The organism is Arthrobacter terricola (genome assembly GCF_004354015.1).
Taxonomy (GTDB): Bacteria; Actinomycetota; Actinomycetes; order Actinomycetales; family Micrococcaceae; genus Arthrobacter; species Arthrobacter terricola.
Genome location: NZ_SMRU01000018.1, coordinates 75,575 through 101,312 on the forward strand (window position 1 = coordinate 75,575; position 25,738 = coordinate 101,312).

Annotated in this window: 20 protein-coding genes and 1 pseudogene; 9 read left to right on the forward strand and 12 right to left on the reverse strand. The window is 65.2% G+C overall.

Translation table 11 applies throughout. The features are described 5' to 3' along the window. The first annotated feature begins 101 nt into the window (after positions 1 to 101). Entirely contained in the window at positions 102 to 1,796 is a 1,695-nt protein-coding gene (locus E1809_RS15640) for an ABC transporter substrate-binding protein (protein ID WP_235835634.1), read from the forward strand. A 33-nt stretch (positions 1,797 to 1,829) separates the two neighbouring features. Continuing rightward, a complete protein-coding gene (locus E1809_RS15645) occupies positions 1,830 to 2,939 on the forward strand; it encodes an NAD(P)/FAD-dependent oxidoreductase (RefSeq protein WP_133205165.1) in 1,110 nt (369 codons plus the stop codon). A 74-nt stretch (positions 2,940 to 3,013) separates the two neighbouring features. On the opposite strand, the gene E1809_RS15650 is transcribed toward E1809_RS15645, so the two are convergent. Beyond that, complete coding sequence (locus E1809_RS15650; protein ID WP_133205166.1) at positions 3,014 to 4,024, reverse strand: PstS family phosphate ABC transporter substrate-binding protein; 1,011 nt, start codon at positions 4,022 to 4,024, stop codon at positions 3,014 to 3,016. A 261-nt stretch (positions 4,025 to 4,285) separates the two neighbouring features. Here E1809_RS15650 and E1809_RS15655 point away from each other — a divergent pair, with 261 nt between their 5' ends. Then, on the forward strand, positions 4,286 to 5,977 hold the full coding sequence (locus E1809_RS15655) for an ABC transporter substrate-binding protein (RefSeq protein ID WP_133205167.1): 1,692 nt from the start codon (positions 4,286 to 4,288) through the stop codon (positions 5,975 to 5,977). Between the two features lie 49 nt (positions 5,978 to 6,026). Here the strand turns inward: E1809_RS15655 and E1809_RS15660 are convergent, their stop codons facing one another. Together E1809_RS15660 and E1809_RS15665 are read right to left on the reverse strand one after the other, a co-directional pair. Then, complete coding sequence (locus E1809_RS15660; RefSeq protein ID WP_133205168.1) at positions 6,027 to 6,599, reverse strand: NUDIX hydrolase; 573 nt, start codon at positions 6,597 to 6,599, stop codon at positions 6,027 to 6,029. After that, entirely contained in the window at positions 6,596 to 7,231 is a 636-nt protein-coding gene (locus tag E1809_RS15665; protein WP_133205169.1) for an inositol monophosphatase family protein, read from the reverse strand. The genes E1809_RS15660 and E1809_RS15665 overlap by 4 nt, the downstream gene beginning before the upstream one ends. 284 nt (positions 7,232 to 7,515) lie before the next feature. Between E1809_RS15665 and E1809_RS15670 the strand changes: the two genes are divergently transcribed. The 5 genes and pseudogenes from E1809_RS15670 to E1809_RS15690 all read left to right on the forward strand — a co-directional run bounded on the left by E1809_RS15670 (position 7,516) and on the right by E1809_RS15690 (position 12,142). Continuing rightward, positions 7,516 to 8,622, forward strand: a complete 1,107-nt coding sequence (locus E1809_RS15670) for a YncE family protein (protein WP_133205170.1) — start codon at positions 7,516 to 7,518, stop codon at positions 8,620 to 8,622. A gap of 98 nt (positions 8,623 to 8,720) precedes the next feature. Beyond that, entirely contained in the window at positions 8,721 to 9,746 is a 1,026-nt protein-coding gene (locus tag E1809_RS15675) for a PstS family phosphate ABC transporter substrate-binding protein (protein ID WP_133205171.1), read from the forward strand. Positions 9,747 to 9,928: 182 nt separating this feature from the next. Further along, positions 9,929 to 10,959 (forward strand): annotated as a pseudogene (locus E1809_RS15680) (6-phosphofructokinase). Positions 10,960 to 11,027: 68 nt separating this feature from the next. Beyond that, positions 11,028 to 11,276 carry a hypothetical protein gene (locus tag E1809_RS15685; protein WP_133205172.1) on the forward strand — a complete coding sequence of 83 codons (249 nt, stop codon included), beginning with the start codon at positions 11,028 to 11,030 and terminating at the stop codon, positions 11,274 to 11,276. Further along, the gene (locus E1809_RS15690) at positions 11,255 to 12,142 is read left to right on the forward strand and encodes a polysaccharide deacetylase family protein (protein ID WP_133205173.1); all 888 of its coding nucleotides are present in this window, start codon (positions 11,255 to 11,257) and stop codon (positions 12,140 to 12,142) included. The genes E1809_RS15685 and E1809_RS15690 overlap by 22 nt, the downstream gene beginning before the upstream one ends. 50 nt (positions 12,143 to 12,192) lie before the next feature. On the opposite strand, the gene E1809_RS15695 is transcribed toward E1809_RS15690, so the two are convergent. The 9 genes from E1809_RS15695 to E1809_RS15735 form a co-directional block, all read right to left on the reverse strand. After that, a complete protein-coding gene (locus tag E1809_RS15695) occupies positions 12,193 to 12,540 on the reverse strand; it encodes a DUF202 domain-containing protein (RefSeq protein WP_133205174.1) in 348 nt (115 codons plus the stop codon). Then, on the reverse strand, positions 12,537 to 12,908 hold the full coding sequence (locus E1809_RS15700) for a YidH family protein (protein ID WP_133205175.1): 372 nt from the start codon (positions 12,906 to 12,908) through the stop codon (positions 12,537 to 12,539). Before E1809_RS15700 ends, E1809_RS15695 begins: the two co-directional genes overlap by 4 nt. 71 nt (positions 12,909 to 12,979) lie before the next feature. Then, positions 12,980 to 13,954, reverse strand: coding sequence for a formylglycine-generating enzyme family protein (locus E1809_RS15705; RefSeq protein ID WP_133205176.1), 975 nt, complete (start codon positions 13,952 to 13,954; stop codon positions 12,980 to 12,982). Next, positions 13,926 to 14,150 (reverse strand): hypothetical protein, encoded by a 225-nt coding sequence (locus E1809_RS15710; RefSeq protein ID WP_133205177.1) that lies wholly within the window; start codon positions 14,148 to 14,150, stop codon positions 13,926 to 13,928. Before E1809_RS15710 ends, E1809_RS15705 begins: the two co-directional genes overlap by 29 nt. Next, positions 14,143 to 16,422, reverse strand: coding sequence for a glycoside hydrolase family 3 C-terminal domain-containing protein (locus E1809_RS15715; protein WP_133205178.1), 2,280 nt, complete (start codon positions 16,420 to 16,422; stop codon positions 14,143 to 14,145). The genes E1809_RS15710 and E1809_RS15715 overlap by 8 nt, the downstream gene beginning before the upstream one ends. A gap of 25 nt (positions 16,423 to 16,447) precedes the next feature. Beyond that, on the reverse strand, positions 16,448 to 18,097 hold the full coding sequence (locus tag E1809_RS15720; RefSeq protein WP_133205179.1) for a sulfatase family protein: 1,650 nt from the start codon (positions 18,095 to 18,097) through the stop codon (positions 16,448 to 16,450). Between the two features lie 62 nt (positions 18,098 to 18,159). Then, positions 18,160 to 19,506, reverse strand: coding sequence for an MFS transporter (locus tag E1809_RS15725; RefSeq protein WP_133205180.1), 1,347 nt, complete (start codon positions 19,504 to 19,506; stop codon positions 18,160 to 18,162). A gap of 66 nt (positions 19,507 to 19,572) precedes the next feature. Continuing rightward, positions 19,573 to 21,360 (reverse strand): sulfatase, encoded by a 1,788-nt coding sequence (locus E1809_RS15730; RefSeq protein WP_235835627.1) that lies wholly within the window; start codon positions 21,358 to 21,360, stop codon positions 19,573 to 19,575. Between the two features lie 53 nt (positions 21,361 to 21,413). Further along, positions 21,414 to 22,031 carry a PadR family transcriptional regulator gene (locus tag E1809_RS15735; RefSeq protein WP_133205181.1) on the reverse strand — a complete coding sequence of 206 codons (618 nt, stop codon included), beginning with the start codon at positions 22,029 to 22,031 and terminating at the stop codon, positions 21,414 to 21,416. A gap of 313 nt (positions 22,032 to 22,344) precedes the next feature. Between E1809_RS15735 and E1809_RS15740 the strand changes: the two genes are divergently transcribed. Next, complete coding sequence (locus E1809_RS15740) at positions 22,345 to 25,689, forward strand: galactose oxidase-like domain-containing protein (protein ID WP_133205182.1); 3,345 nt, start codon at positions 22,345 to 22,347, stop codon at positions 25,687 to 25,689. Positions 25,690 to 25,738: the final 49 nt, after the last annotated feature.

Genomic DNA, 25,738 nt, shown 5'->3' on the forward strand with positions numbered 1-25,738 from the left:
TCCCGCGCACCGTCCTTTAGGCCGGGACCGGGCACCACGGAGGTTCGTGCAGGGGTTGGCGGCCACCCTCCACTCGAGTTCCGGAAGGGGAGTTCGTGACAATGAAGTCCAGGAACAGAACTACGAAGTCCAAATACAGGACAAGGCTGGTATTGGCGCTCGTTGCGTCAGCCTCAATGCTCTTGGCCGCCTGCAGTAGCCCTGCAAAGACGGCGGGGGCCGACGAACTGACGGTCCGGGTAGCCGCAGGCGCTACGGGCCCGTTCACCAGTCAGTTCAACCCGCTCCTCAATGCGTCAAAGGATGCGAGCGGCAATTCGTCGTACGTGATCTTCGAACCGCTCATGGTCGATGACGTCGCAAATTCCCAAAGCAAGCCGTGGCTCGCCACATCGGGCGACTGGTCCAACGGAGGGAAAACGCTGACCATCAAGCTGCGAAATGACGTCATGTGGTCCGACGGGCAGCCCATGACGGGGGAGGACGTCGCGTTCACTTTCCGGTTGATGGGCAAATATCCTGCCCTCAATTTCTACGGGCTGCCGGTTGCTTCAGCCACGTCGCCCGATCCCGCTACAACAGTGGTGACGTTCACGAAGCCGGCGTTTCAATACCTTTGGTCTAACACCACTCCTGTGCCTGAGCACCTCTGGAAGGACGTCGCCGACCCGGTCAAGTACACCAACCCCCAACCGGTCGGCACCGGGCCGTTTGCCCTGAAATCCTTCAGCCCACAGGCCATCACGCTGGAGCGAAACAGCCACTACTGGGGCGAACAGCCAAAAGTCAACACGGCCCAGTACCTCGCCTTCGATTCGGAGAGCAGCATGCTCGCCGCCCTGCAGGCGGGCCAAGTCGATTGGATCACCACCGGAACAGCAGATCCTGCGGCCATCGCGAAACAGGCACCGTCCAAAATCGGGTACTGGTCCACCAACCCGAGCCCGGCCATGATCTTCCTTTATCCCAACGACGCCCAAGCGCCCACCAATGATGCCCACCTCCGACTGGCAATCAGCGAAGCCATCGACCGGGCCAAAGTCTCGAAACTGGCCTTCGGGGACAAGAACGCACCGGCTGAATCGCCAACTGGGTTGGACCCGAAGAGCAGGGCAAAATCCATCGCACCCGAGTACAAAGACCTGACGTTCTCCAGCGCGGGGGCTGAGGCCGCCAAGCAGACCCTGATATCTGCGGGCTACACGGCAGGGACGTCCGGCACCTTCACGGCTCCCGACGGCAAGCCACTTCAGCTGACGCTGACCGTGCCGACCACCAACCCCTATGGAGACTGGGTGCGCGCCGGCCAAGCGATTGCCGCTGACCTGGCCGCAGCGGGTATCCCCACGACGCTCAAGACCGAGGCTCAGCCGGCTTGGCACACCGACACGTCAAATGGCAACTATCAACTGACGCTCCGGGCACTTGGCGGCATCCTTCCGGTATACGACCTGTATTCGCGGATCTTCAGCCAAAACGAACTCACACCCCTGGGTAAGTCGGCCAACGTGAACTATCAGCGCTACACCAACCCACAGGCAGGCAAGCTCCTCGCGGACTTCGCCGACTCTGCGCCCAACAGTGCCGGAGAAACGACCGCTCTTGCCGGACTGGAGAAGCTCATGGTCAGCCAAGCACCGATCATCCCGCTCTTCCACATCTCGGGCGTAGGAATGTGGCGGACCGACCGGTTCACGGGTTGGCCGAGCCAGACGGACCAGTACGCCGTCCCCACCGGAAACCACAACAACGCAGAGGAAGTGCTCACCGCCATACGACCGGCCGGCACAAAGTAGGACCGTCGGGGTGAACCAGAAGGAGAAACAACAGTGAAAGTCATCGTCGTCGGCGCTGGAGTCCTGGGCGCATCCATCACCTACCAACTCGCCAAACGCGGTGTTGCCGTGACCGTCCTTGACCAGGGGATTCCCGGGGAAGGAGCCAGCGCGGCCAGCTTCGCGTGGCTCAACTCCAACGCCAAGGAGCTCCGGCCCTACCACCATCTGAGCGTCATCTCGATGGCCGAATGGCCACTTGTTGCCCGGGAGCTGGGCAGCTCTTCCTGGCTTCACCGGAACGGTCATCTCCACGTGGCCGCCACCGCTGTCCAAGCCGCAGGGCTGCTCGCACGGGCGGAGCTGCTCGAGTCCTCCGGCTACGCGGCGATCCCCGTCGCCCCGAGGGAGATCCCGCGCCTTGACCCCGTGATCCGTGCAAACGAGGACTACCAAGCCGGCGTCTTCTTTCCCGGCGAGGGGCACATCACGGTGCCCCTGCTCATCCACGAGCTGCTCGACGCCGCCACCGCCCACGGCGCGACCGTACGGCACTCGACCAAGGTTGAGGCACTCCTATCGGACGCGGAAAGCATAACCGGGGTCGTCCTCGAGGGCGGTGAGCGGATCGAGAGCGACGTCGTCGTCGTCTCAGCCGGTGCCGGCATCGGCGGCCTTCTGGAAACGCAAGGGATCAGTGTGCGCACGGAGGGCACCCCGGGAGTCACGGTCACCACCTCGCCCGGGTCCTCCAAGCTCACGACCGTGCTGCACGTTCCCGGGCTCAGCGTCCGGCCGGATTCCGGCGGGCGCCTTGTCGTCCGCTCCTCCGGCATCGATGCGGACATCAACCTCACGAACTGGACCTTGCCCGAGCCGGCCGTGCAGGCGCTGTTCGCGCAGCTGGGGGAGGCGCTGACCGACGTCGAGCCGGCCGCGGTCCGGGCAGAACGCATCCGGATCGCCCACCGCCCAGCGTTCGACGGGCTTCCTGCCGTTGGCTTTTGGGACGACCGCCCGGGCCTGTATGTCGCCACCGTCCCCACCGGCGTGACCCTCGGCGCCGTGACCGGGAGGCTGGCTGCCGAGGAAATCACCACCGGCAAGGCGCCCAAGCTCCTTGCAGGCCTCCAGCCGGGCCGGGTCGAGAGCATGGTCGGATAACCGTGGTGCCCGGGGCTGGTCGCTGACCTGGCCCCGGGCACCACGACGCCGTCCACGCCACAGGTGCCGGCCCACTACTCCGTGGGCGAAGACAAACCCATCAGCCGCTCGAGTTCCGGGCCGGCGACCGACTCGGGCAGGGGCAGGTAGTCGCCTTCCGCGGCGACCACGGACTGCCCGGCGCGGCTCAGCACGAACCGCATGAACTCCTTCACCTTCGGGTCCCAGCGGGTATGGGGTGCCTCGCGGACGAACGCGTAGACCGACCTGCTGAGCGGGTACTCACGGCTGGCCGTCGTTTCCCGGGTCCCCGTGACCGCATGACCTGAGTCCTCGACAATCGGAACTGCCTTCAAATCCTTGGTCAGATTCCTGAACCCCGCCAACCCGATGCCGTGGCGGTCACTCTCAAGCGTAGCGACGAGCGCCTCGGCGGCATGTCCTCCGGAACCTGCGTACATCCGCGTCGGTGCCCCCTTGGGCAGCACCGCCCGATCAGACCACGGCCCTTCCTGCAATACGCGCAGCCACATGTGCTGCGCCGTCCCAGTGTCGCGATCCAGGCCATAGGCGTGGATCGGCGCGTCGGCCCACTCGCCGGTAAGACCGAGCTGACCCCACCGGGTGATCGGCTCGGGATAGCCCCGCCGGCGCTCGGCCGAGTAGATCGCGTCCAGCTGGTCGAAGCTTAGTTCCGTCAGGGGATTATCTGCGTTGACCAGCACCGCTACCGCCACGGTCTTGGCGAACGTGTCGAACGCGCCGGTGGCGATCGCGAACCCTTCGGGTTGGTGATCGAAGATGCGCTTCCACGACGTGCGCTCCAGCTTGCGGATCTCCCGGCCGAACAGGCCGATGTCTGCAACGCCCGTGTAGAGGCCACCCACTGCAGTGGATGTGCCCCGGAGGAACGAGTCGAACTCGAGTTGGGGATGGAACTGTCCGAACTGCTTGACCCATCCGTCCCAGAGTTCCTGAAACGCGGGGTCACCCCACGCCACGAGCTTGCCGCTCAACTCGGCCTGGGGCTCATATTCGGGCAGGACCTGCCAGGATTGCGCGGCACTCGTCTGCATTGTCGACATCGTTTTCCTTTCCTGAGGAAAGACACCGTGGCGCCGTGGTGGCTTCCTCCCACTTAGTTACGTAGCGCTTCAACTCTAATACCACTTTGGAATTAACAGTTGTTAATTTTTCTATTGATGTTGTGTTGCAGTCAGGTCTACTCTTTTGTCTTGCAGAACTGTAGCTTCCGTTAGCTTCGTGTTGCCGGTGGCCCGATGGGCTCTCCACGCCGGGGCGCGATCACGTGCTGCGCGGATGCCGCGCACAACGAAAGAAGAACAATGAAGTTCCTGACGACAACGAATCCTTTACTCCGGGCCAAGGTCACCGTCGCCGCCGCCATGGTCGGCTGCGTACTTGCCACCGCGGCGTGCACCGGGACCACCTCCAGTGCCTCCAACACGGCAGGGGGAACCCTCAAGGTGACCGCAGGCGCCTCCGGACCGTTCACCGATAACTTCAATGCGCTCATCGCCAGCTCTTCGAGCGCCACCGGGTTTGCCGCCTACGCGATCTTCGAGCCCTTGCTGCAGGAGGATTTCGGCAGCGGCAAGACACAGCCTTGGCTCGTGACCTCATACACTTGGGGCCCGGACGGCAAGACTCTGACCCTGAAGATCAAGGACGGGGTGAAGTGGTCCGATGGCACGGCGTTCACGGCAAAGGACGTGGCGTTCACGTTCAACTTGATGAAGGCCAACCCGGCGTTCAACGCGGTATCCCTTCCGTTGACCGGGGCCGAGGCCACTGACGACACGACCGCCGTCGTCCACTTCAGCAAGCCGGCCTACCAGGTCATGTGGTGGCGCACCGAGACCGTGCCCGAGCACATCTGGAAAGACGTCCAGGACCCCGTGAAGTACGCCAACCCCAACCCGGTCGGCACCGGCCCCTACATGCTCAAGACGTTCACTCCGCAGGCCATCACACTGCAGAAAAACCCCAACTACTGGCAGGCCGGAGGAAATTTCCCCACGGTGCAGTACCTTGCGGCCGACTCCTCCAGCAGCATGATCGCCAACCTGCAGTCCGGCGGCGTCGATTGGATCGGAACCGCCGGCATTGACGGTGCGACCGTGAAGAAGCTCGCTCCGAACGCGATCGACTACTGGAACACCACCATTAACCCGTCGGTCGCCCTGCTCCTGCCAAACTTCAACCACGCGCCGCTCGATCAGCTGCCGGTGCGCAAGGCAATGGACATGGCACTGGACCGCGACGAGATTTCGAAGATCGGCACGGCCGGGCTGAACGCCCCGGTCGAATCCCCCACGGGGATGGACGTCAAGACGCGCAGCGACCTGATCGCGTCGGCGTTCTCCGGACAGAAGTACGGCAAGGCGGACCCGGAGCAAGCGAAGAAGATCCTCACCGCCGCTGGCTACCAACTCGGTTCGGACAACGTGTTCGTCTCTCCGACCGGCCAGCGGCTGGACTTCAAGCTCACGGTGCCGACGACCTACCCGCAGGCCGACCTGTTCGGCATGACCCGGGTGATGGTGCCGGAACTGGCGGCCGCCGGGATCAAGGTCACGGTGAAGTCGGAGCAGCAACAGGCCTACGTGAAGGATGTCGAGATGGGCAACTATGAGCTGACCATGCGCACCAACGGCGGAACTCCCTCGGTGTATGACTTCTACAACCGGATCATCAACCAACAGCCGATCAAGGCCTCCGCCGCAACGGGCACCCAGCTCAACTACGAGCGGTACCCGAACCCGGACGCGCCCGCGTTGCTCGGTGCCTATGCCGCAGCCGCGCCGGGCAGCAAACAAGAGCAGACCGCCGTCGGGGCGATCCAGAATGTCATGGTCAACGACCTGCCCGGGCTGCCCCTGGTGTTCTCCGGCGGCGCCGGAATGTGGCGCACCGATAGGGCTACCGGCTGGCCATCGGCGTCGGACCCCTACGCCGCCCCCGTGCCCGGCAGCGTCAACGCCGAGCTCGTCCTGCTCAAAGTGTCGCCCAAGTAGGGCTCTGATCGGGCGTCGCACGTGAACCTGTGACGGCCCCGGGGAGGGACTAGGGACGGTAAGCCGGGAACTGGAGCAGGGTTTCGATGGTGTCGATCTGATGGAGGATTCCGGTAGGCATGGCGCGCGCATCGGGCCGTAGTGCGATTGCCTTCAGGGCATCAAGGCCGACGGGCTGTACCTGGATCCGCTCGCCGCCGTCAGGGCTCGGGGATGTCAAGGACTCAAATCCGGTAGCGAGAAAGACGTAGACGAAGTGCTCGATCTTCGCGTGCGGCTGGGTCACGTCGAGCAGCTTCCAGTCGGAAAAGGCCATGCCTGTCTCTTCCCGAAGCTCCCTGCGGGCCGCGTCGAGTTCGGTTTCGTGCTCGCGGTCGTGCCGGCCGCCGGGGAGGGAGTAGTAGGGCGCTCCTCCCGGCTGTCTTTCACGCAATAGCACGATGGCCTCATCCTTCACGGCGAGAACCTGAACGGTGTCGGGGCGTTTGAGCATTTCGAAGACCTGGTCCGTTCCGTCGAAGGCCTTTTGCTGCCATTGGTAGGTGCTGAAAATGACGCCTTCGAAGGCGAGTCTTGCCCCTGGCGGGACAAGGACCGCATGCTTGGGCAGAACGGTCCTCATTCTTTGCCCCGCGGGTCGTCGGCAAGGGTGGTCGTCAGCGGACGCACGCCGGAAGAATGGAGTGCGGCGAGAAACTCGCTTTCAAGCTCCGGCACCGTGGCCGCCACTGTTTCAGTGCTGCCCTGCAGTCCAGAGGTGAGAGTGAAGCTCGCGCCGGACTCTGTCACGATGAGCTGGGCGGCGGCGAAGTCCCAAACCTTAAGGCCCGGCTGGTAGAAGGCCTCGATCCTCCCTGCGCCGACCCAGCACACCACCCCGACGAGCGAAGACAGTCTGCGGCCTTCGATAGCGTCGCAGGCGGCGATTGAGACCCCGAACGGAGTAGCGCCGCGCACATAGTTCGCCGACCCGTCCAAGGGATCGATCACCCAGGTCAGTCCGGAACTGCCGGGGAATGCCCCGCGCTCTTCGGCGATGATTCCATCCTCCGGCCGGGCGGTAAGAAGCCGCTGGACAATGAGCGACTCCGAATCACGATCAGCATCGGTGACGATATCACCGGCACCGGCTTTGGTCCCGATCCGGGTCGGGGCTTCGCCCAGCCGCTCCAGGAGTAGGCCGCCCGCTTCCATCGCCGTATCCGACGCGAGCGTAAGCAGTTCCTCGATGGTCCACTGTCCATTCCCCGACATGCCGTCATTCTCGCACCCCAGCGCGCCACATGGCCATATCCGTGCGTTTGGAATCTAACAGCCGTTTCAAATGGATCTAGTATTTCGTTGATTTTAAGTATAGGTTTCGTTTGGTTGGCCTTTATCAGGCCAGCCGTGCGATGAGTCGGCGGACTCGAGGTCAAACGAGAGGAACGCAGCACAATGACGAGCATCTGTTCTCTGGGGATCACAAAACGGAACAGCCCACCCACGGCCCGCGCCGATGCCGGCGTCCTGGCGAAGTTGCGCTCGGAGGCCGGCCGATGACCGCGGCAGTCGGGACCACCGTCAGGTACCGGGAGATCGCGACCGTGGAAGTGGGCGCAGGCCCACACCTCCACCTTGGCTATGTGAAGGAGTCCGGACACGTCTGGGTCTCCGACACCGGCGGCGAAACCATCACCGTGCTTGACCACGCCGACGGTCAGGTGATCGATCGATGGCACATCGGAGGCGGTGCAGCACATTTCTCCTTCGATGCCGGATGCAACGTCGGACTCGTCGCGCTCCGTTCCGCGGACGAGGCAGCGATCATCAAGCCCCGGACCCGTGAGGTGCTCCAGAGAGTCGCGCTGCCGGCCGGGAGCGCGCCCACAGGAACCATGCCCGCGTTCGACCGGGGCATTGTGTACACGCTCAACGAGGGGAACGGTACGGTAAGCGCCGTCGAAATGTCCTCTGCCCGGGTCATCGCAACGATACCGGTCGGTGGCCTGCCGAAATGGGGCCAGCCGTGGGGCGCGAGCTACAAACCGATCACCCAACCCGTCGGGAAGACCTACGTCGTCAGCACCGAATCCGACGATGTCACCGTGTTCGACGACCACAGCAACGAAGTAATCCGCCGCATCGCCGTCGGGCACCGGCCGAACCGCAACGCCATCTTCCGTGAGCACGGAAACATCTACATCTCCAACGAGGCCGACGACACCGTGACCGTGATCCGCATCGCCGATGACGAGGTCCTCGCCACCGTTCCGGTGAATCACCGGCCCTTCCGGATGCTGCCCATCCAGGCCATCAACGGCAAAGACGAAATGTGGGTGCTCGGAGCCGGCGAAGCATCAACAGGCGCCGGCACCGTGGCCGCCGTTTCAGGAACAGAGCACATCGTGGCACGCACCATCGACGTCATCGACCGGCCGGCAAACTGGGTCGTGAGCCCCCAGAAGAGGCTCTTCATCGTCGGCTCCTCCTGTCGGCAACTTCTGGTGCACGACTTTGTCTCCGACTCACCCATCGGGCTCACCGAACTCGGACACGACCCCGCGCCCGGAGCCATCAGCGGAGTCATCCACACCTCCGCCGGAAGCCTTTTCATCCTCAACAACGACAGCACCGTTACCGTGCTGCGCGACCAGAACGACTGAACCAACTCAAGGAAAACAGCACCGTCCGGGGCTGCGTGTCCGCCCAAACGCGCGCAACCCCGGACCCCGAAAACGACACTGAAAGGCGGTCGACAACCGTGGAATACAGCGAAGAAACCGTCCAAGCCGTCGAGGAATTGCCTCCCTACGTCCCCGGCACTCGATTCTCCGGCGTGCTACGCCATTTCGGTGTCTCCCTGGCCGACATGATCCCCCGATGGGAAGACGGATTCCGCAAATTCCACCCCGATGCCCGGTTCGAGGACGACCTCTGCAAAGCATCAGGCATCATCGGCGTGATGACAGGAGTCGCGGAACTCGGCGCAAGCGGACGGGAATCGGTACTCACCGAATTCCTCTCGTTCGGTGAAAAACTCAAGCGCATGCCCGCCGAGATAGCAGTGGCAACTGGAGCCCTGGACGTCGCGGGAGGCAGCTACGGACTCGCAGCCTTCGTCCACGAAAGCAACCCGATCACCGGACTGAACGTGGACCAGCTGGACGGGATCTTCGGCGCCGAACGGACCGGCGGGTTCAAGGAAATCCGTTGGAATCCCACGGCAGCACGGGGCGCGGAGAAGGACATCCGAACCTGGGGCCAGCTCGGGCTGGAAGACCACTGGGCGGACGCCCCGATCCAGACCTACGGCTTCGCCCAGACCGGGATGACCACCTTCTTCGAACGGGAAGTCTTCGGCGGTGGTCGCAAGTGGAATCCGAACTATCGCGAATACGTCGAAGCAGGATCCAAGCAGCAAGCCCCCGGGGCCCTGACAACAAAAGACATGATGGCGGCACTGTCCGAAAATCCCTACGGGATCGCCCTCGCCGGCCTGTATCACGCCGACGGCTTCGAACACGTCAGACCACTGCAGCTCGCCCCGCACGGCAGCGAGGCCTTCTACGCCCCGGACGCCGACTCGTTCGCGACCCGCAAATACCCGTTGGCGCGCAACGTCTACCTCGTCGTCGACCCAGGAGCCGAGGGACCCCAGGCGGAAGGCACGCGGGAATACCTGCGCTACGTGCTCAGCCGGGACGGCCAGCGAGCCATCCTTGACCAAGGCGTCTACTTCCCGCTTCCCCAAGAGATCCTGCTCAGGGAGCGGGCAAAACTCAGCTGACACGAACGCGTCGGCCCCACTTCAGGGCCGCACGAGAAACACTACATTTTCCGGCGCCGGCACGTACCTCGCAACAGACACCCCGACGGCCGGGGGCCGGCGCCGGAACCCGCTTCTGCATTCGCGTTCCCATCCCCTGACCGCAAGTTTTCGGGGCCGAACGTAAAGGAAAGCCGCACACCATGAAAATAGGTATTCTCACCAGCGGCGGTGACTGCCCAGGGCTGAACGCAGTCATCCGAGGATCCGTCCTGAAAGGCATCAAAGCCTACGATCACACCTTTGTCGGCTTCCGCGACGGATGGCGTGGAGTCGTCAACGGCGACGCGATCCAGCTTCCTAGGGAAACGGTCCGCGGAATCTCCAAACAAGGAGGCACGATCCTGGGCACATCGCGGACCAACCCCTTCGACGGTCCTTGCGGCGGGGGGGGGACAACATAAGGTCCACGCTGAACACCATGGGCGTTGACGCCCTCATCGCCATCGGCGGAGAAGGAACGCTCACCGCCGCCAAACGACTGTCCCAGGATGGGCTCAACATCGTAGGCGTCCCCAAAACAGTGGACAACGACCTGGCAGCCACGGACTACACCTTCGGTTTCGACACCGCCGTCCAAATCGCCACAGAGGCCATCGACAGGCTGCGCACCACCGGTGAATCACACCACCGGTGCATGGTCGCTGAAGTCATGGGACGACACGCCGGCTGGATTGCGCTTCACGCCGGAATGGCATCGGGCGCCCACGCGATCCTCATCCCCGAGCAGCCCGTGCACGCAGACCAGATCGCAACCTGGGTATAGCAGGCACAAGACCGGGGACGAGCGCCCCTGGTCGTCGTCGCTGAGGGGTTCATCGAACAAGGTCACACCGCCGCGCACTCCGAACGCGGCCTCGACACCTTCGGACGTCCGCGCCTGGGCGGAATCGCCGACAAAATCGCCCCCGAAATCGAGTCGAGGACCGGCATCGAAACCCGCACCACCGTCCTTGGCCACATCCAACGAGGGGGAGTGCCGTCAGCGTTTGACCGAGTCCTGGCCACCCGATTAGGCATGGCCGCTGTGGAAGCCATCGCCCACGGACACTGGGGAACAATGGTCTCCCTCAAAGGCACCGCAATTGAATCTGTCCACTTCGACGAGGCCCTCGGCCGCCTAAAAACCGTTCCGCAAGAACGATGGGATGAAGCCAAACTCCTTTTCGGCTAATGCCCGCCCACCGGCAGGCCGGCTCACCCGGCGACCACACCCCAACGGGTTCGACCCTGTAGGAAAACATGAGCACAGAATGCACCTCCCCTCAAGTGACCGATGAATTCCAACGACTGGACGAGCATGAATGGCACCTGCTCCAGCCAATGGACCGTGTGCACCTCCGGCGTCAGGACAAGACGTCCGACTCAGGAACGGTTGACCAGATCATGGCCGAGGCGGCCCTCTTCTGGGTCTGGCTCGACCACGGCAAGGGCCGCGTTCTCGTCCATTCAGACAGCCGGACCTCCGTATGGCGCATCACTGCCGGATAGACACCAACCCCCGGACCATCTGCCTTCCAGCCGCGCCCAACGGAACGACACCCCAGGCCGCAGCCGAAGGAACCCACTCGGAGGTTTCCCGTCGTTCCGTCCTCTTGGCTGCCGGCGCGGCAACCATCGGGGCTATCGTAGCGGGGTGCGGATTCCCGACCCCGGACACTTCCGCCCCGACCACTTCTCCGAAGGCACGGCAGACTCCGGCGGCGAAGGCTGCAGCCGCAACGAACCCGAAGGCGCTGCCTACTGCACCGGTTCAACCCAGCCGGTCCGATATCGAAAGGCGCTTCACCGGCAAACCTCCCGGTCGATGGGGTCTCGACCTTCCGGGGATCGTCACCCACACCGGATCTTCGGCCATAGCGCTCACTTTCGACGCCTGCGGGGGCGCAGGCGGATCGGGCTACGACGCCCGTCTCATCGAAACACTCAGGCGTTTCCACGTACCCGCAACACTTTTCCTAAACGCCCGCTGGATCACCTCCAACCCGTCCCTCAGCAGAGAACTCGCTTCGGACAGCCTGTTCGAGATCGGAAACCACGGCCTCGCCCATGTCCCGCTCTCCACGACCGGCCGGAGTGCCTACGGGATCGCCGGGACCAGCTCGGTGGATGCGGTCATGGACGAGGTTTCAGGCGGCGTGGCCGGCCTCGCCGCGCTCACCGGGAAAAAGACACCGTGGTTGCGCGCCGGTACAGCGTTCTATGACGAAACCGCGGTCCAGGTGGTCGGCGCCATGGGCCTCGTACCGGTCAACTTCTCCATCAATTCCGACGGCGGACCCAGGCCACTTTTAGACGAGAGGTCGTACCCGAAGTGCATCCGCGGTTGGCCTACTAGGCGTGGGTTACTTGGGTGACTCCAAACGGGACGTCTGGATGAAATTCCAAGGTGAATCCTCTGGGGCTCCTATTGCGACAGGGTGATGGCGGTGATGATTGCTGCGGCGAGGGCGAGTGTTGCGCCTGCGGTGGTTCGTGTCAGGGCGGCCGGTGGTGTGCCGGGGTTGTGGTGCAGTGTTTTGGTGCGGTGGAGGGCGCTGGCGGTGATGATGGTGGCGGCTGCGGTCGCGACTGCCGCGGCGGTGCCGAGGCCGATGACCTCGATGTCGATCCGTCCGCCGTGCCGGGCCCAGGCTGAGGTGGCGGCGCGCCAGATGAAATAGGCGCTCACGAGTGCCGCGAGCAGGGTCCGCCGCCAAGCCAGGGATGTGCGTTCGGGTTGTAGGCCGGGGTCGCGGACGGGCGATGGGGTCATTGCGCGAGGAGGATAAGGACGGCTAAAACGGCCGCGGCTGCTGCGACGATGATGGCCATGGTGACGAGCAGCCAGGCGTGGGGGAGCTCGCGGTTGTTGCGCATGGCTTGTTCCTGGAGGGACCAGCGGCGGTAGGCCTCAAGGGCGAGGAGCGCTCCGATGACGGCGAAGGCGATGCAGAGCGTGATCCTGACGGGGGTGGGGGCGATCTGGGGTGCGAGCTGGTCGATTCCGATGGCTCCGGCGAGGATGGCCAGGGCGGTGCGGATCCAGGCCAGGAAGGTGCGTTCGTTGGCCAGTGAGAAGCGGTAATCCGGGCGCTGCCCCTCGCGGCGCCAAGCCGGTTCACGCTGGAGAAGTTTCGTCATGACTCTTGTGCCGTTCGGAATTGTTGTTTGGGGTATCTGGCCCTCGCGCCGCCAGACGGGTTCTTTGAGTTTCATGTGAGCCCTATCGTGCGGAATCCGCAGTTGCCTGAGGAGGAGTCGGGGGTGTTTGAGGTGCGGGCCGAGACGCGGTAGCGGTTGCAGTAGGAGTCGTGGCAGAGGTAGGAGCCGCCGCGCATGACCCGCCCGGCCCCGATGGTTGGTCCTTTGGGGTTTTCCCGGGGTGAGGTGCGGTAGTACTTGGGCAGGAACCAGTCGTTGCACCATTCCCAGACGTTCCCGGCGACTTCGTAGAGTCCGTAGCCGTTGGGCGGGAAGGACCGGACCGGGGCGGTGCCCAGGTAACCGTCATCGCGGGTGTTGGTGGTGGGAAAGGTGCCTTGCCAGATGTTGCAGCGGTGTTCCCCGTCCGGGGTGAGTTCGTCGCCCCAGGCGTAGCGTTTGCCGGTCAGGCCGCCGCGGGCGGCGTATTCCCATTCGGCTTCGGTGGGCAGGCGGCGGCCGGCCCACCGGCAGTAAGCTTGGGCGTCGTGCCAGGACACGTGGACCACCGGATGCTCCGGAATCTCGGTCCAGTCCGATGTGGGGCCAAAGGGGTGGGCCCAGTCCGCGCCGCGGATGTTCAGCCACCAGGGGGCACCGGCGGCGGCGCCGAGGACGTCGTCGCCGGTGGCCGTGGACAGCAGGTGGAACACGGCGGAGCTGCCGTATTGCTCGGCTTCGGTGCGGTAGCCGGTGGCTTCCACGAACGCGGCGAACATGCTGTTGGTCACGGCTGTGGCATCGATCCGGAACGCGTCCAGCGCCACCTCGTGGACGGGTGCTTCGCCGTCGGTCGGGTAGCCTTCACCAAAAGCGTCACCCATCCGGAACACCCCGGACGGAACCGGGACGTCCACGTGCGCCGCAGTCCCGGAAGGAGCTGTCTCTTCGGTGTCCTGCCCGTGGATCGTCACGCCCGTGCGCTGGGGTGTGCAACAGTGCCGGGGTGCATGGATTTCAGACACGGGACCGGGTTCCTTCTCCATCGTCCCCGGATCGTCCGCCGGCCAACCCGGCCCCGGCCAGCCCGTCACCGGCGGACGGGATGCCGCCGGGCGGGAGGTCGCCGGTGCCGGGCTGGCCGAGGGTGAGGGTCCGGCTGTGCTTGCGGGTGGCCCACTGGAGCGTGATGCTCGCCGTGGCGGGCTCGCAGGTTTCCAAGGAGCTGGGGTTCTTACTCATCGATCCGCGCCGTGAGTTCGTCGATGGTTGCGGGTGTGAGGGGGCTGCCGGGGAACGCGGCGAGGCGGCCGAGGGGGAAGCTGCCGATGAGCGCGCGGCCTTCAGGTTCGTTGAGCATCGCGGCAAGCTGGTTGCCTGCGGTGGCGGAGTCCTGGAGGATCCGGGAGAGTACGGGCCCGCCGGCAGGGTGGTCGAGCCATTCGATCAGGGTCGAGTCCCGGGTGAGCGGTGCGGTGAGGTCATCGCCGTCGAGCCGGATGGTGGCGGTTTGCCGGATGTCGCGGGAGGAAGCGCCGACCTCGACCGTGTACTCACCGCCCTCGAGGACCCAGCGGCCCTGGACGGGGTGCCAGACGGTGAGGTCGGCGCGTTCGAGCCGGATGCCCGCCGTCGTGCTCTGGCCGGGTTCGAGGTGGACGACGGCGAAGCCCTTTAGTTCCCGGCGTGGCCGCACGAACGCCGAGCCGGGCACGGAGGTGTAGGCCTGCACGACTTCGTGGCCTGCCCGGGTACCGGTGTTGGTGACGTCGACGCGCACGGTGATGCCGCCGTCGTCCGCTGCCAGGGCGGGGTTCGCGTACGCGAAGGTGGTGTAGGAGAGCCCGTGGCCGAACGGGTACGCGACGTCAAGGTCGCGGCTGTCGTAGTGCCGGTAGCCGACGAAGAGTCCTTCGCCGTAGCGCACGTGCGAGTGCTCGCCGGGGAAGTCGAGGTACGCGGGGGTGTCCTGGAGCCGGTGCGGGATGGTCTCGGCGAGCCGTCCGGAGGGGTTCGCGAGGCCGAAGAGCACGTCCGCGGTGGCGGGGCCGCCGGCCTGTCCGAGGAGCCAGCCTTCCAGCAGGGCCGGGACGCGGTGGTCCCAGCCGTCGGTCCCGACGACGCCGCCGTTGGAGAGGACGACGGCGGTGGCCGGGTTCGCGTCCAGGACCGCATCCAGGAGGGCGCGGTGCGCGGCGGGCAGGCCGATGCCGGTGCGGTCGTAGCCTTCGGATTCGAGCTCGGAACCGAGGAACAGGACCACGGTCCCGGCCCCGCGGGCTGCGTCCGCGGCGGCGCTGATGAGCGCGGTGTCCGGGGTGTCTTCGCCCGGGACGTAACCCGGGGCGAACACGACTTCGGCGGCGGAGAGTGAACTGATCGCATCGAGGGCGTTCTCGAGGCGGGTCGGGTTCACCAGGGAGCTGCCGCCGCCCTGGTAACGGGGGGTACGGGCGTACTCGCCGATCACCGCGATCGTTCCCGTGGACGAGGGGTCCAGGGGCAGGAAACCGTCCTCGTTCTTGAGCAGCACGATGCTGCGCCCCGCGGCCTCCCGGGCCAGGGCATGGTGGGCGTCGACGTCGAAGGACGCCCCGCCGTCGGATGCTGCGCGCACGGTCGCCGTGCGGTCGGCCAGGTCCAGGACACGGGCGACGGCGGTGTCCAGGACCGCTTCGTCCAGGGTGCCGTTCTTGACGGCGTCGACGATCTGGGCGTCCGTGATGCCGCCGCTTGCGGGCATTTCCAGGTCCATCCCGGCCGACAGGCCTTTCACACGGTCGTTGACCGCGCCCCAGTCCGAGACGACCAGCCCGGTGAACCCCCACTCACCGCGCAGCACCTCGGAGAGCAGCCATGGATCCTCTGAGGCGTAGACACCGTTGATCCGGTTGTAGCTGCACATGACCGTCCATGGCTGGGCGGCGGTGACGACTTTCTGGAAGCCTCGCAGGTAGATCTCCCGCAACGGGCGGGGGTCCACGTCCGCGCTGACGCGCAGCCGGTCGCTTTCCTGGTTGTTGACCGCGAAGTGCTTTAAGGACGCCCCCACGCCCTGGGACTGGATACCGTTCACGAGGGCGGTGCCGAGTTCCCCGGTCAGGACCGGGTCCTCTGAAACGTACTCGAAATTCCGTCCGCCCAGGGGAGAGCGTTTGATGTTGATCCCCGGGCCCAGCAGCACCGACACGCCTCCGGCCTTGGCCTCGGTGCCTAGGGCCTTCCCGATCCTGGCCAGCAGTTCCGGGTCCCAGGTGGATCCGAGCGCGACCGCGGGCGGAAAACACGTCGCCGGCACACTGGCATGCAGCCCGACGTGGTCATCACCCTCGGCCTGCCGCCTCACCCCGTGCGGGCCGTCCGTCAACAGCATCGACCGCACACCGGCCCCCGGGATTGCCTTGGTGTTCCAGAAGTCGGCTCCCGACGTCAGGGACGCCTTCTCCTCCAAGGACAACGAGGCAAGCACAGCCGAACGGGATGCATTCGAACGGGATTCAAAGGGGGCGTTCATGGGGGCCTTTCGGTGGTTGGGGGTGTCAGGAGGCGAGGACGGAGGGCACTTTGATAGTGACTTCGGCGCTGGGTTGGAAGCCGAGGCGCCAGGCCTGGAACCAGACCGTGTCTGCCTCGGGGTGGACGGGTGTGGTGTAGAGGTGCCAGCGGCGTCCGTCGTCCGCGGGGATCCCGGCGATCTTTTCCAGCGGTGTCTGCGTGCCGGGGTTTCCGGGCGGGTCGGTGGTCCACGCGATGGATGAGCCGGTGGTGGGGCATTCGGCGACGAGACCGTCCGGGGTGTCGACGACGGCGGGGGCGGCGGTCGTGCGCGCACGCCCGCCGGGGCGCCACTCTTCGAGGAGGGTTTCCTCGTCCACTAGGCCGAGGTCACCGTAGGATCCCTGCCAGGTGTCGAGCGCTTGGCGGAGCCGGACAAGGTCGCCTGCGTGCCGGGGGTCCTCGGCGAGGTTGCGGGTCTCGTGCGTGTCGGCGTCGAGGTCGTAGAGCTCCTCGGCCGCCTTGTCCGCGGCGAGGAGCCGGCGCTGGAGCGGGGTCAGGAGGCTCTTTCGTTCTCCGCGGCCCAGTTGCTCAGCCTCGAGAAACGCGAAATGCCGCAGCTCGGCCCACGTGGCGAGGCTGTCCGGGTAGTCGTTCTGCTGCATCGGGGCACGATCGGGGTGATAGTTCCTGATGTACCGGAACCGCGAGTCGCGGACGGTGCGGATCGTGTCCTCGGCTTCGCCTTGACGGTCGCGGCCGCCGTAAACATATTCGTTGGGGCAGTCGGTCAAGCGGCCGTTCCGGTCGAACAGGGCCTTGCCGTGCATGTGGCCAGGGACGGGCAGGCCTGCGGCGGCGAGCATGGTCGGTGCCAGGTCCATGGTGTGCACGAGGTCCGTCACAACGGTGTGGGGGGCGATCCTGCCGGGCCAGCGAACCAGCAGCGGCTCGCGCAACCCCGACTCGCAGGCCCACCGTTTCGCCCGCGGCAACCCCCGTCCGTGGTCGGACCAGAACACCACGATCGTGTCCTGCGCGAGTCCATCTTCCTCCAGCTCTGCCAGGATCCTTCCCACCCACGCATCCATTTCCGTGATGAGGTCCGCGTACCTTGCGATTGCGCCCCGGAACACGGGCGTGTCCGGGTAGTACGGCGGCACTGGCGCACCCGCGGGATCATGCCTGGCCTCGGCGGGCACGTGGGAGGTCGCGACGGCGAACGCTTCCTCCCCGAGGTAGATCTGCGATTCGTGGGTGGCCATCCCGTGGAAGGCGGCGAAGAACGGCTGGCCGGGATCGGGCCGGTTGCGCCAATGCGCCGACGCTGAACAGTCATCGAACACAGTCCGGGGCACCTCGACCTGGAAATCCGTGAACACGTTGTTGCTCGTGTAGTACCCCGCGGCCCGGAAGTACTCCGGCAGTAGCCGCACCTCCGGCGGTGGGACCGCCTTCGTACGCATGTGCATCGTCCCGATCGCCGTCGGGAAACAGCCCGTCATGATCGCCGACCGCGCCGGAGCACAAATAGGCGCGGCAGCGAACGCCCGGTCGAACCGCGCGCCGTCGGCCGCCAGAGCGTCCAGGTGGGGCGTCACTGCGTACTCGGCCCCCGGCCACACCCCGGAGTAGCACCCCAGGTCCGGATTGATGTCATGCGTGGAAATCCACACGATATTCGGCTGCTTCACGGTTCCCTCTCCAAGAGACTTGTTCTTCGAATTGCCGGCCGGCCGCCTGTGACGAATGCGGGTTAGCCTCGCTCAAGCGCTTCCTCGCGGCGCCGTTCAAGGGTGTCGGTCACCCTGGCAACGTCACGTGGGTAGCAGCGGTAGAGTCCCGTGAGCACGGCTGCGTTGATGAGCATGAGGACCACCATGATCCAGAAGAACACCGTTTGGATGCCGAGGTTCGTGGCGAGGGCGCCGGCGCCAAGGGAGAACAGCGCCCAGCCGATGGTCTCGAAGATGGTCAGGAAGATTGCGAACGCCTGGCCGCGCAGCTCAGGCAGGATGACGGCCGCGACGATCGAGCGGTTTGCCGAAGGGTTGAGGCCCTGGCCAAAGCCCATGAGGCCCCAGAAGACGGCGTAGATGCCGATTCCTTCGTAGTGGAACTGGGTTCCGAAGAATGCTGCGACGGCGAAGAAGACTTGAGCACCCTGGAGGTAGGCGACGCGGCCGCGGTGCGGGATCACGCGGTCAAGAAGCGCCAGGAACCATCCGCCGCCGACCGTTCCGGCGAAGTACGACAGGCCGAACGGGACGAGCACGGTGGCTGCTACCGCGTTCGAGAAATGACGCTCGGTCACGAGGAACTGGATCCCGAAGATCGCGATAAGCAGGTGGCCGGAAAGGAGCCGGGAAACCATCATGAGGGAGAACGAGGGCACTTTCATGATCGAGAGCACCGATCCAAACGTCACGCGGGACAGGTGGCGCTTGCTTTCGGACAGGTCGGCCAGTTGCGCCTCGGCGGCGCCGACACCTGGATCCCTGTACAGCGCGGCGACCAGCAGCCCGGCAAGGGCGCAGATGCCGCCGATCGTCCACATGCCGTAGCGCCAGCCGTCCGTGAGCCCGGTGAAAAGTGCGATGAGAGGACCGACGAAGGAACTGATGAGGCTGATGAAGCCATAGAAGTATCCGACCGCCTTGCCGCGGTTTGTGTCGTCAAAGGAGTCGGCGAGGATCGCATTCGAGATCGGAACGCCGCCCACCATCGCTGCGGACATGAGCGCGTTGAAAATCAGCAGTTGGGTGAAGTCGTGCGCGAAGCCGGCCGCCGCGCCAAACAGGCCGCCGACGAGGGTGATCAGGACAAGCGTGTTCCGGCGTCCGATACGTCCGGCGAGCCACGTCCAGGCCGGGCCGGCGGGCACGGCGACAATTTTGCCGAGGGCCGCGAGGAGCCCCAAGTGCCCGCTGTTGAGTTTCAGGGCCTGCGCGATCGAGGGAAAGATCGTCGACGTGAGGCCGGCTTCCGTGTTGTCGACGATGCTCACTCCTGTGAGCACCATGAGGTTGCGCCAGCGGTGGGGAACGCGGCGGGCTTGGAGCTCTCCCTCGACGGGAGTGGCCTTGATGGTTTGGGCTTCCATGGTCTTTTCCTGACTACTTTGACAGGTGGACGGGGTGGGTGGAGCGGTTTGCTTGATGAAGCGTGCTCAGGCCGGAACCGGTACAAGCTCTGCGGCAAGGTGTTCGAGGGTCATGGCCGGGATGGGGCTGACCTTCGCCAGTTGGTAGAGCGTGAGCTGGCCGGGGATGTTGACCAGTTCGGTGGTGACGAGGTACGGAAGGCGGCGTTCGAGGATGTTTCGGCGGTTCGGGTCCTGGAGGAGTTCAAGGATCGGGATGTTCAGTGCTGCGCCCTTGTCGAAGAAGGACGTGAGCGGCGGGAGGGGTTCGAGGTCTGTCTCGGCGCGTTCGGACTGGCGGCGGACGAGGAGGTGGTCCGTGGTGGGTGGGGTATCGAACGGGATGCCGAGCCGGGCGAATTGGCTGGCCGGGGCGTCGCTTGCGTGCATGAGGTCGGCGAGCAGGCCCAGCATGCGCAGTTCGGCGTTGTCGTCCGTGAGGGGGGCCTTCTGTTCCGGATCGTTCTCGAGATCGAAGAGCAGGGTTCCGTGGGCCCAGGAGTTCATGAGCGAGTGCGTGCTGACTTTGAGGGTGCGGAGCCCTTTGGTGAAGGTGAACGGTTCGGCCGGCTCCCATGCGGCGAGTTCGGCCGGGGTGAAGCGGGAGCGCATGTGGGTGGGCATGAGCGTGAAGTCTTCCAACGGTCCGTTCGAAGGATCGACGGCGGCGCGCATGTAGACGTAGCGGCCGTCGGTGACGTTAACGTGTCCGCCGTGGATGCCGAAGAGCGCGGCGTCGCGGACCTGCGCGTCGTCTTCGAGGACGACGGCAAGGTCCCGGCCCTGCATGTCGGGTGTCGGTTCGAGCCCGAAGTAGCGCAGCATCGTGGGGGCGATGTCGATCGTCTGGGCCAGGGCAGCGCGGCGGGTGTCCCGGCCAGAGGTACGGGGATCCCACAGGAACATGGGCAGGTGGACGAGTTCGTTGAACCACGGTTGGACGGATTTGGCCCACCAGCCGTGCTCGCCCAGGAGGAAGCCGTGGTCGGTGTTGACCAGCAGGAGGGTGTCTTTCCACATGTCGTACTTGTCCATGGCGTCCAGGACCCGGCCGAGGGACTTGTCGCACATGGAGACGAGCGCGGCGTATTCGTAGCGGGCGTGTTCGACCTGGGATTCGGGTTCGGTGACGCGCTGGTAGCCTGGCCAGTCGAACTCGGGACCGTCGTAGTCGTGGGGGTACATGGCTTTGTAGGCGTCGTGGGTGAAGAAGGGTTCGTGCGGGTCGAAGAGCTCGATTTGGAGCATCCACTGGTCCGAGGCCTGGTTCGTGTCGATGAAATGGATGCCGGCGTCCACGGTGCGGGTCTGGGAGTGTTCGGCTTCGGTGGGCATGTAGGAGCGGTTGATGAGGTCCTGGCGTTTCATCCCCGCGCGCCAGTCCCGGGCACCGCCGCCGGGCCCTGCCCCGTCTGCCGCCGGCGGGGCGACGACGCCCTTCCAGGGGTCGCCCTCCTGGCCGCGGAAGAATTCCCAGGTGGTGTAGCGGGGGTGGTAGGTGGCTCCGCCGTCTTCCCAGTAGTGCGGGTGGTCGGAGGCGAGGTGGGTGTGGATCCCTGCGTTGCCCAGGATTTCTGGCATGGAGTCGTCGAACGGTTCCAGGGGGCCCCAGCTTCGGTGCAGGAAGTTGTAGCGGCCGGTGTGCATTTCGCGGCGGGCCGGCATGCAGGGCATGGAGCCGGCGTAGAAGTTCTCGAAGGTCACGGATTGTGCCGCGAGCCGGGCGAAGTTCGGCGCCTCCACGATCGTGTCCGCGTAGGGGGCGAGCATGTGTCTGTTGAGGCTGTCGAACATCAGGATAATGGCCCTCATCATGTTCCTTTCAGGAGGGTTAGGCGCGGAGTCGCGGGACGGCGTCGTCGGTTCGCTCAGCTGGAGAGGTCGGAACGGTCCAGGTCGCCGGGAAGGGCGGTCAGGGAACGCGAGGATAGTTTCCCGTCAAGGAGGTCCCTGCGAAGCTCGATCATGGCGGCGACGTGCGCGTCAATGGCCGCGGCGCCGATGGCGTGAAGCCGCTCGCCGAGCGAATCGGCGAACTCGGCGTCAAACGGAATGGTCGGTGCCCAGTTCTCGCGCCGATCCCGGAACCGGTACCTGGCGATCTCTTCTTGCCGGGTATGGATTTCCACGTCAAGGAGTCGGAGCAACTGCTCGGCGCTCATGAACCCCGCGAAGCTCAGCCGTGCCCCGAACTCGGGGTCCTGGAACCGCGACGGCGGCTGGTAGGGTCCGGTGAGCCAGTCGAGGAAGACGGTGGCTCCCTCGTCCGTCACGCGGTAGGTTTTGGCGTCTTGCGCACCCGGGCGGGGTTCGACCGTGTGGGTGATCCAGCCCTGCTTTTCCATCGCGGTGAGGGAACGGTACACCTGGCTCATCTGGGTGTTGGACCGGAGGAACCGTCCGTGCACGTCGAGGTACTTCTTGAGGTCATAACCCGTGCTCGGGTGTTCCAGGAGTACTCCCAGGAGGATGTCTTCGAGCTTCATTGTTCTCTCCGCTAGTGATGGTATTCCGTGATGTACCTCACGTTCTAAGAAAACAATGACACAAGTGGAATGCTCAGTCAATGACACAAGTGGAATGCTCTTGGGAAGCGTTGCCGTCGCATGGCTGAAGCCTGAGTAACTAGACGGTGAAAGACATCGCAACGTTTACAAGTAGTCGCTACTCGGGCGGTGGCCATGCCGGCTCAGTAAGGTCTTTCCCATCCGCCGCCATACCTGGCCCGCGCGTCGGGCGGCATGGGTGATGCGTTTCTCTGCAGAACCGTGAGGAGATCACCGTGTTCGGAAAAAGTCCATGATCAGGCTTCTGAGGCGGGCCCTCACGCTGCTTGCGTGCTTGTCCCTTGCCGTCGCCGGATCCATCGTGGGTCTGCTCCCGGCAGCCGCGCCGGCGGCAGCTGCCGTACCTCTGGCGACGGACCGGATTGTCAGCACGCACCAGAGCACCCCTTCGACACGGATCGTCTCGCCCGCCTTCACGACAAGCCAGACGAACGAACTCCTTCTTGCCTTCGTCATGTCGGACGGGCCCCAATCCACCGGGGGAGAGTCATTCTCGTCGGTCGCCGGTGGCGGCCTCTCTTGGCGGTTGCGCCAACGGACCAATACCCGATGGGGAACGGCGGAGATCTGGCAGGCCGTCGCACCGACCGTGCTGACGAACGCCACGGTCACGGCCACCAACCCGGGCTCGTACCAATCGTCGATGACTGTGGCCACTTTTGTCGGCGCGGATTTGGCGACCGACGGCGCTGTTGGAACAGGGAACGCCGCTACGGGGGCGCCCAACGCTTCCCTGACCACAACGCGCGCCGGCTCATGGGTGTGGGGCGTGGGAAACGACTGGGACACGGCCACCGCGCGTACTGTCGGCGCCGGGCAGACAAAAGTCGATGAGTACCTCTCAAGCCAAGGCGATACTTTCTGGGTCCAGCGCCAGAGCGCAATCACGACGGCGGCACCTCCTACCGTCGCGGCGATCAATGACACAGCACCTACGACTGACCAGTGGAACCTCTCCGTCATAGAAATTCTTCCGGCCTCGCCGGCAACAGGGGGCACCACTCCGCCCGTGATCTCCGCCGTGTCTGCAGGCACGCCCGGTTCCAGCGGAGCAACCATCACCTGGACCACCGACGAAGCTTCCAGCTCGCAGGTGGAATACGGCACCACCACGGCATACGGCCAGAGCACGGTCCTGGATTCCACGCTTCAGACCACGCACTCGGTGGCATTGTCCGGGCTCTCCGCCGGCACCCTGTACCACTACCGGGTGAAATCCGCCGACGCGGCAGGCAATCTTGCCGTCTCGGGCGACGCGAGCTTCACGACGGCGAGCGGGTCCGGCACGGACCCGTCGGTGGTCGGCTCGTGGGGACCTGTCGTCGCCTGGCCGGAGGTGTCCATCCACGCGGCGCTGACACCTACCGGCAAGGTTCTCACATGGCAGGGCGACTTCTCCCAAGGCGGCCAGCAGTACCTGCTCGATCCCGCGACAGGCAGCTACACCCAGGTGCCGAGCGCCGCCGTCGACCTCTTCTGCGCAGGCCAGGCCGTCCTGCCCGACGGCCGTATCCTCGTCGTAGGCGGGACCGCGACAAGCGGCGGACTGGGCACCCGGAACGTGACCGCCTTCGACCCGGCCACCGGAACCTGGCAGACCCTGGCGCCCATGAACCACCCCCGCTGGTATCCGACCGCGACGACCCTGGCCGACGGACGCGTCCTGGTGACCTCTGGCGCCAACACCACCTCGACAGACCTCGTGACCATCCCGGAGGTCTACTCACCCACCACGAACTCGTGGACCGACCTGACGGGCGCTAACCAGAGCATCCCGTACTACCCCTTCATGTACCAGCTGCCCGACGGCCGCATCCTCCAGGCCGGGGCGTCCGAACAGGCCACCTCAACGTTGGCCCTGAATGTGTCCACGCAGCAATGGGCCACCGTGGACTCCCGTGTCCTGGACGGCGCCTCGATCGCGAACTACGCGCCGGGCAAATTCATCAAGGCCGGATCCGCCTCGGACGGTGGCTTCACGGGGCAATCCGCCAATTCCGCCTACACCCTGGACATGAACGTGCCAAGCCCGGCATGGCAGGCGGCGGCCCCGATGGCGTTCCCCCGCAGCTTCGTGAACCTGACGAATCTTCCGGATGGCACAGTGCTTGCCACGGGCGGCGGAACCGACAAATCGGGTCAGGATGTCAGCAAAGCCGTGATGCAGGCCGAGGTCTGGCAACCGGCCGCGGGAACCTGGAGCACCATGGCGCCGATGTCGGTTCCCCGCCTCTACCACTCGGTGGCCGTCTTGCTCCCGGACGGCCGGGTCTTCGTGTCCGGCAGCGGCGGGGACAACGGGGTCGCGGACCAGAAAAGCTACCAGATCTACTCCCCGCCGTACCTCTTCAAAGGCCCGCGGCCGAGCATCTCCAGCGTACCGGGCAGCGTCCAATACGGTTCGACGGCGTTCATCGGAACACCGGATGCGTCCCGGATCCAATCCGTGTCTCTGATCAAGACAGGATCCGTGACCCATGCCTTCGACCAGAACGCGCGGGCCATGACCCTGAACTTCACGCAGGCCACGGGCGGGCTGAACGTTCAAATGCCCGTCAACGGCAACTACGCCCCTCCCGGGTACTACATGCTCTCGATCGTTGACGGCAATGGTGTTCCGTCCACGGCAGGCATGATCCGGTTGCCGGCGCCGAGCCAGGACACCACGCCTCCAACAGCGCCGGCGAACCTGGCGGCGTCAGCCTCTCCAGGACAGATCGCCTTGACGTGGACGGCCAGCACGGACAACGTGGGCGTCACCTCGTACCAGGTCTCGCGCGACGGAACCGTGATCGGGACCTCGGCATCAACCAGCTACACCGACACTTCGGTGGTCGCCGGCACGACCTACTCCTACACCGTCGTCGCCCTCGACGCGGCAGGCAACGTCAGCCCGCCCTCGAACACCGCCACCGCGCAAGCCGTCGCAGCGCCCAGTGGAATCACGATCGACAAGATCGTCTCCGTCCACCAAGGAACCAGCACGACGACGATCAGCGCCCCCGGTGTGACAACCACGGGCACCAACGAACTCCTCCTTGCCTTCATCAGTTCGGACGGACCGAACTCCGCGAATTCGGCCCGGATTGCCGGCGTTTCCGGCGCAGGGCTCACCTGGACACTCCGACAAAGATCCAACACGCGGCCAGGTACCGCGGAGATCTGGCAAGCCGTCGCCCCCGGCCCGCTGTCCAACGCCACCGTTACCGCCACACAAGCCTCGGGCAGTTGGCAGGCCGCCATGACGGTTGTCGCCTTCCGCGGCGCAGACACCACGACAGGAGCAACACTTGGCGCGAACGCCTCCTCCGGCGCACCGACTGCCACCCTCACCACCACGAGGGCAGGCTCCTGGGTGTGGGGCGTCGGCACGGACTGGTCCAACCCGATATCCCGCATGCCAGGGCCGAACCAGACCCTCGCCGACCAGTACCTGGCGCCGGCCGGGGACACTTACTGGGTCCAGCGACAGAACTCCACCACAGCCACGAACGGCACACCGGTGACGATCAATGACACGTCCCCGACATCGGACCAGTGGAACCTCGCGATGATTGAAATCCTTGCCGCACCCTAGGCCTTGGGGGCGACCGGAGTTCCAGCCGTCTGCGTACCGCGGGCTCGCT

What these genes read in the sequence shown, in the direction of transcription:
- E1809_RS15690 (WP_133205173.1), top strand. Translation starts at nt 11,255, where the DNA reads ATGGCGCATCACTGCCGGATAGACACCAACCCCCGGACCATCTGCCTT.
- E1809_RS15735 (WP_133205181.1), bottom strand. Translation starts at nt 22,031, where the DNA reads ATGAAGCTCGAAGACATCCTCCTGGGAGTACTCCTGGAACACCCGAGC.
- E1809_RS15695 (WP_133205174.1), bottom strand. Translation starts at nt 12,540, where the DNA reads ATGACCCCATCGCCCGTCCGCGACCCCGGCCTACAACCCGAACGCACA.
- E1809_RS15740 (WP_133205182.1), top strand. Translation starts at nt 22,345, where the DNA reads ATGATCAGGCTTCTGAGGCGGGCCCTCACGCTGCTTGCGTGCTTGTCC.
- E1809_RS15685 (WP_133205172.1), top strand. Translation starts at nt 11,028, where the DNA reads ATGAGCACAGAATGCACCTCCCCTCAAGTGACCGATGAATTCCAACGA.
- E1809_RS15700 (WP_133205175.1), bottom strand. Translation starts at nt 12,908, where the DNA reads ATGACGAAACTTCTCCAGCGTGAACCGGCTTGGCGCCGCGAGGGGCAG.
- E1809_RS15710 (WP_133205177.1), bottom strand. Translation starts at nt 14,150, where the DNA reads ATGAGTAAGAACCCCAGCTCCTTGGAAACCTGCGAGCCCGCCACGGCG.
- E1809_RS15655 (WP_133205167.1), top strand. Translation starts at nt 4,286, where the DNA reads ATGAAGTTCCTGACGACAACGAATCCTTTACTCCGGGCCAAGGTCACC.
- E1809_RS15730 (WP_235835627.1), bottom strand. Translation starts at nt 21,360, where the DNA reads ATGATGAGGGCCATTATCCTGATGTTCGACAGCCTCAACAGACACATG.
- E1809_RS15660 (WP_133205168.1), bottom strand. Translation starts at nt 6,599, where the DNA reads ATGAGGACCGTTCTGCCCAAGCATGCGGTCCTTGTCCCGCCAGGGGCA.
- E1809_RS15705 (WP_133205176.1), bottom strand. Translation starts at nt 13,954, where the DNA reads ATGGAGAAGGAACCCGGTCCCGTGTCTGAAATCCATGCACCCCGGCAC.
- E1809_RS15670 (WP_133205170.1), top strand. Translation starts at nt 7,516, where the DNA reads ATGACCGCGGCAGTCGGGACCACCGTCAGGTACCGGGAGATCGCGACC.
- E1809_RS15650 (WP_133205166.1), bottom strand. Translation starts at nt 4,024, where the DNA reads ATGTCGACAATGCAGACGAGTGCCGCGCAATCCTGGCAGGTCCTGCCC.
- E1809_RS15640 (WP_235835634.1), top strand. Translation starts at nt 102, where the DNA reads ATGAAGTCCAGGAACAGAACTACGAAGTCCAAATACAGGACAAGGCTG.
- E1809_RS15725 (WP_133205180.1), bottom strand. Translation starts at nt 19,506, where the DNA reads ATGGAAGCCCAAACCATCAAGGCCACTCCCGTCGAGGGAGAGCTCCAA.
- E1809_RS15715 (WP_133205178.1), bottom strand. Translation starts at nt 16,422, where the DNA reads ATGAACGCCCCCTTTGAATCCCGTTCGAATGCATCCCGTTCGGCTGTG.
- E1809_RS15665 (WP_133205169.1), bottom strand. Translation starts at nt 7,231, where the DNA reads ATGTCGGGGAATGGACAGTGGACCATCGAGGAACTGCTTACGCTCGCG.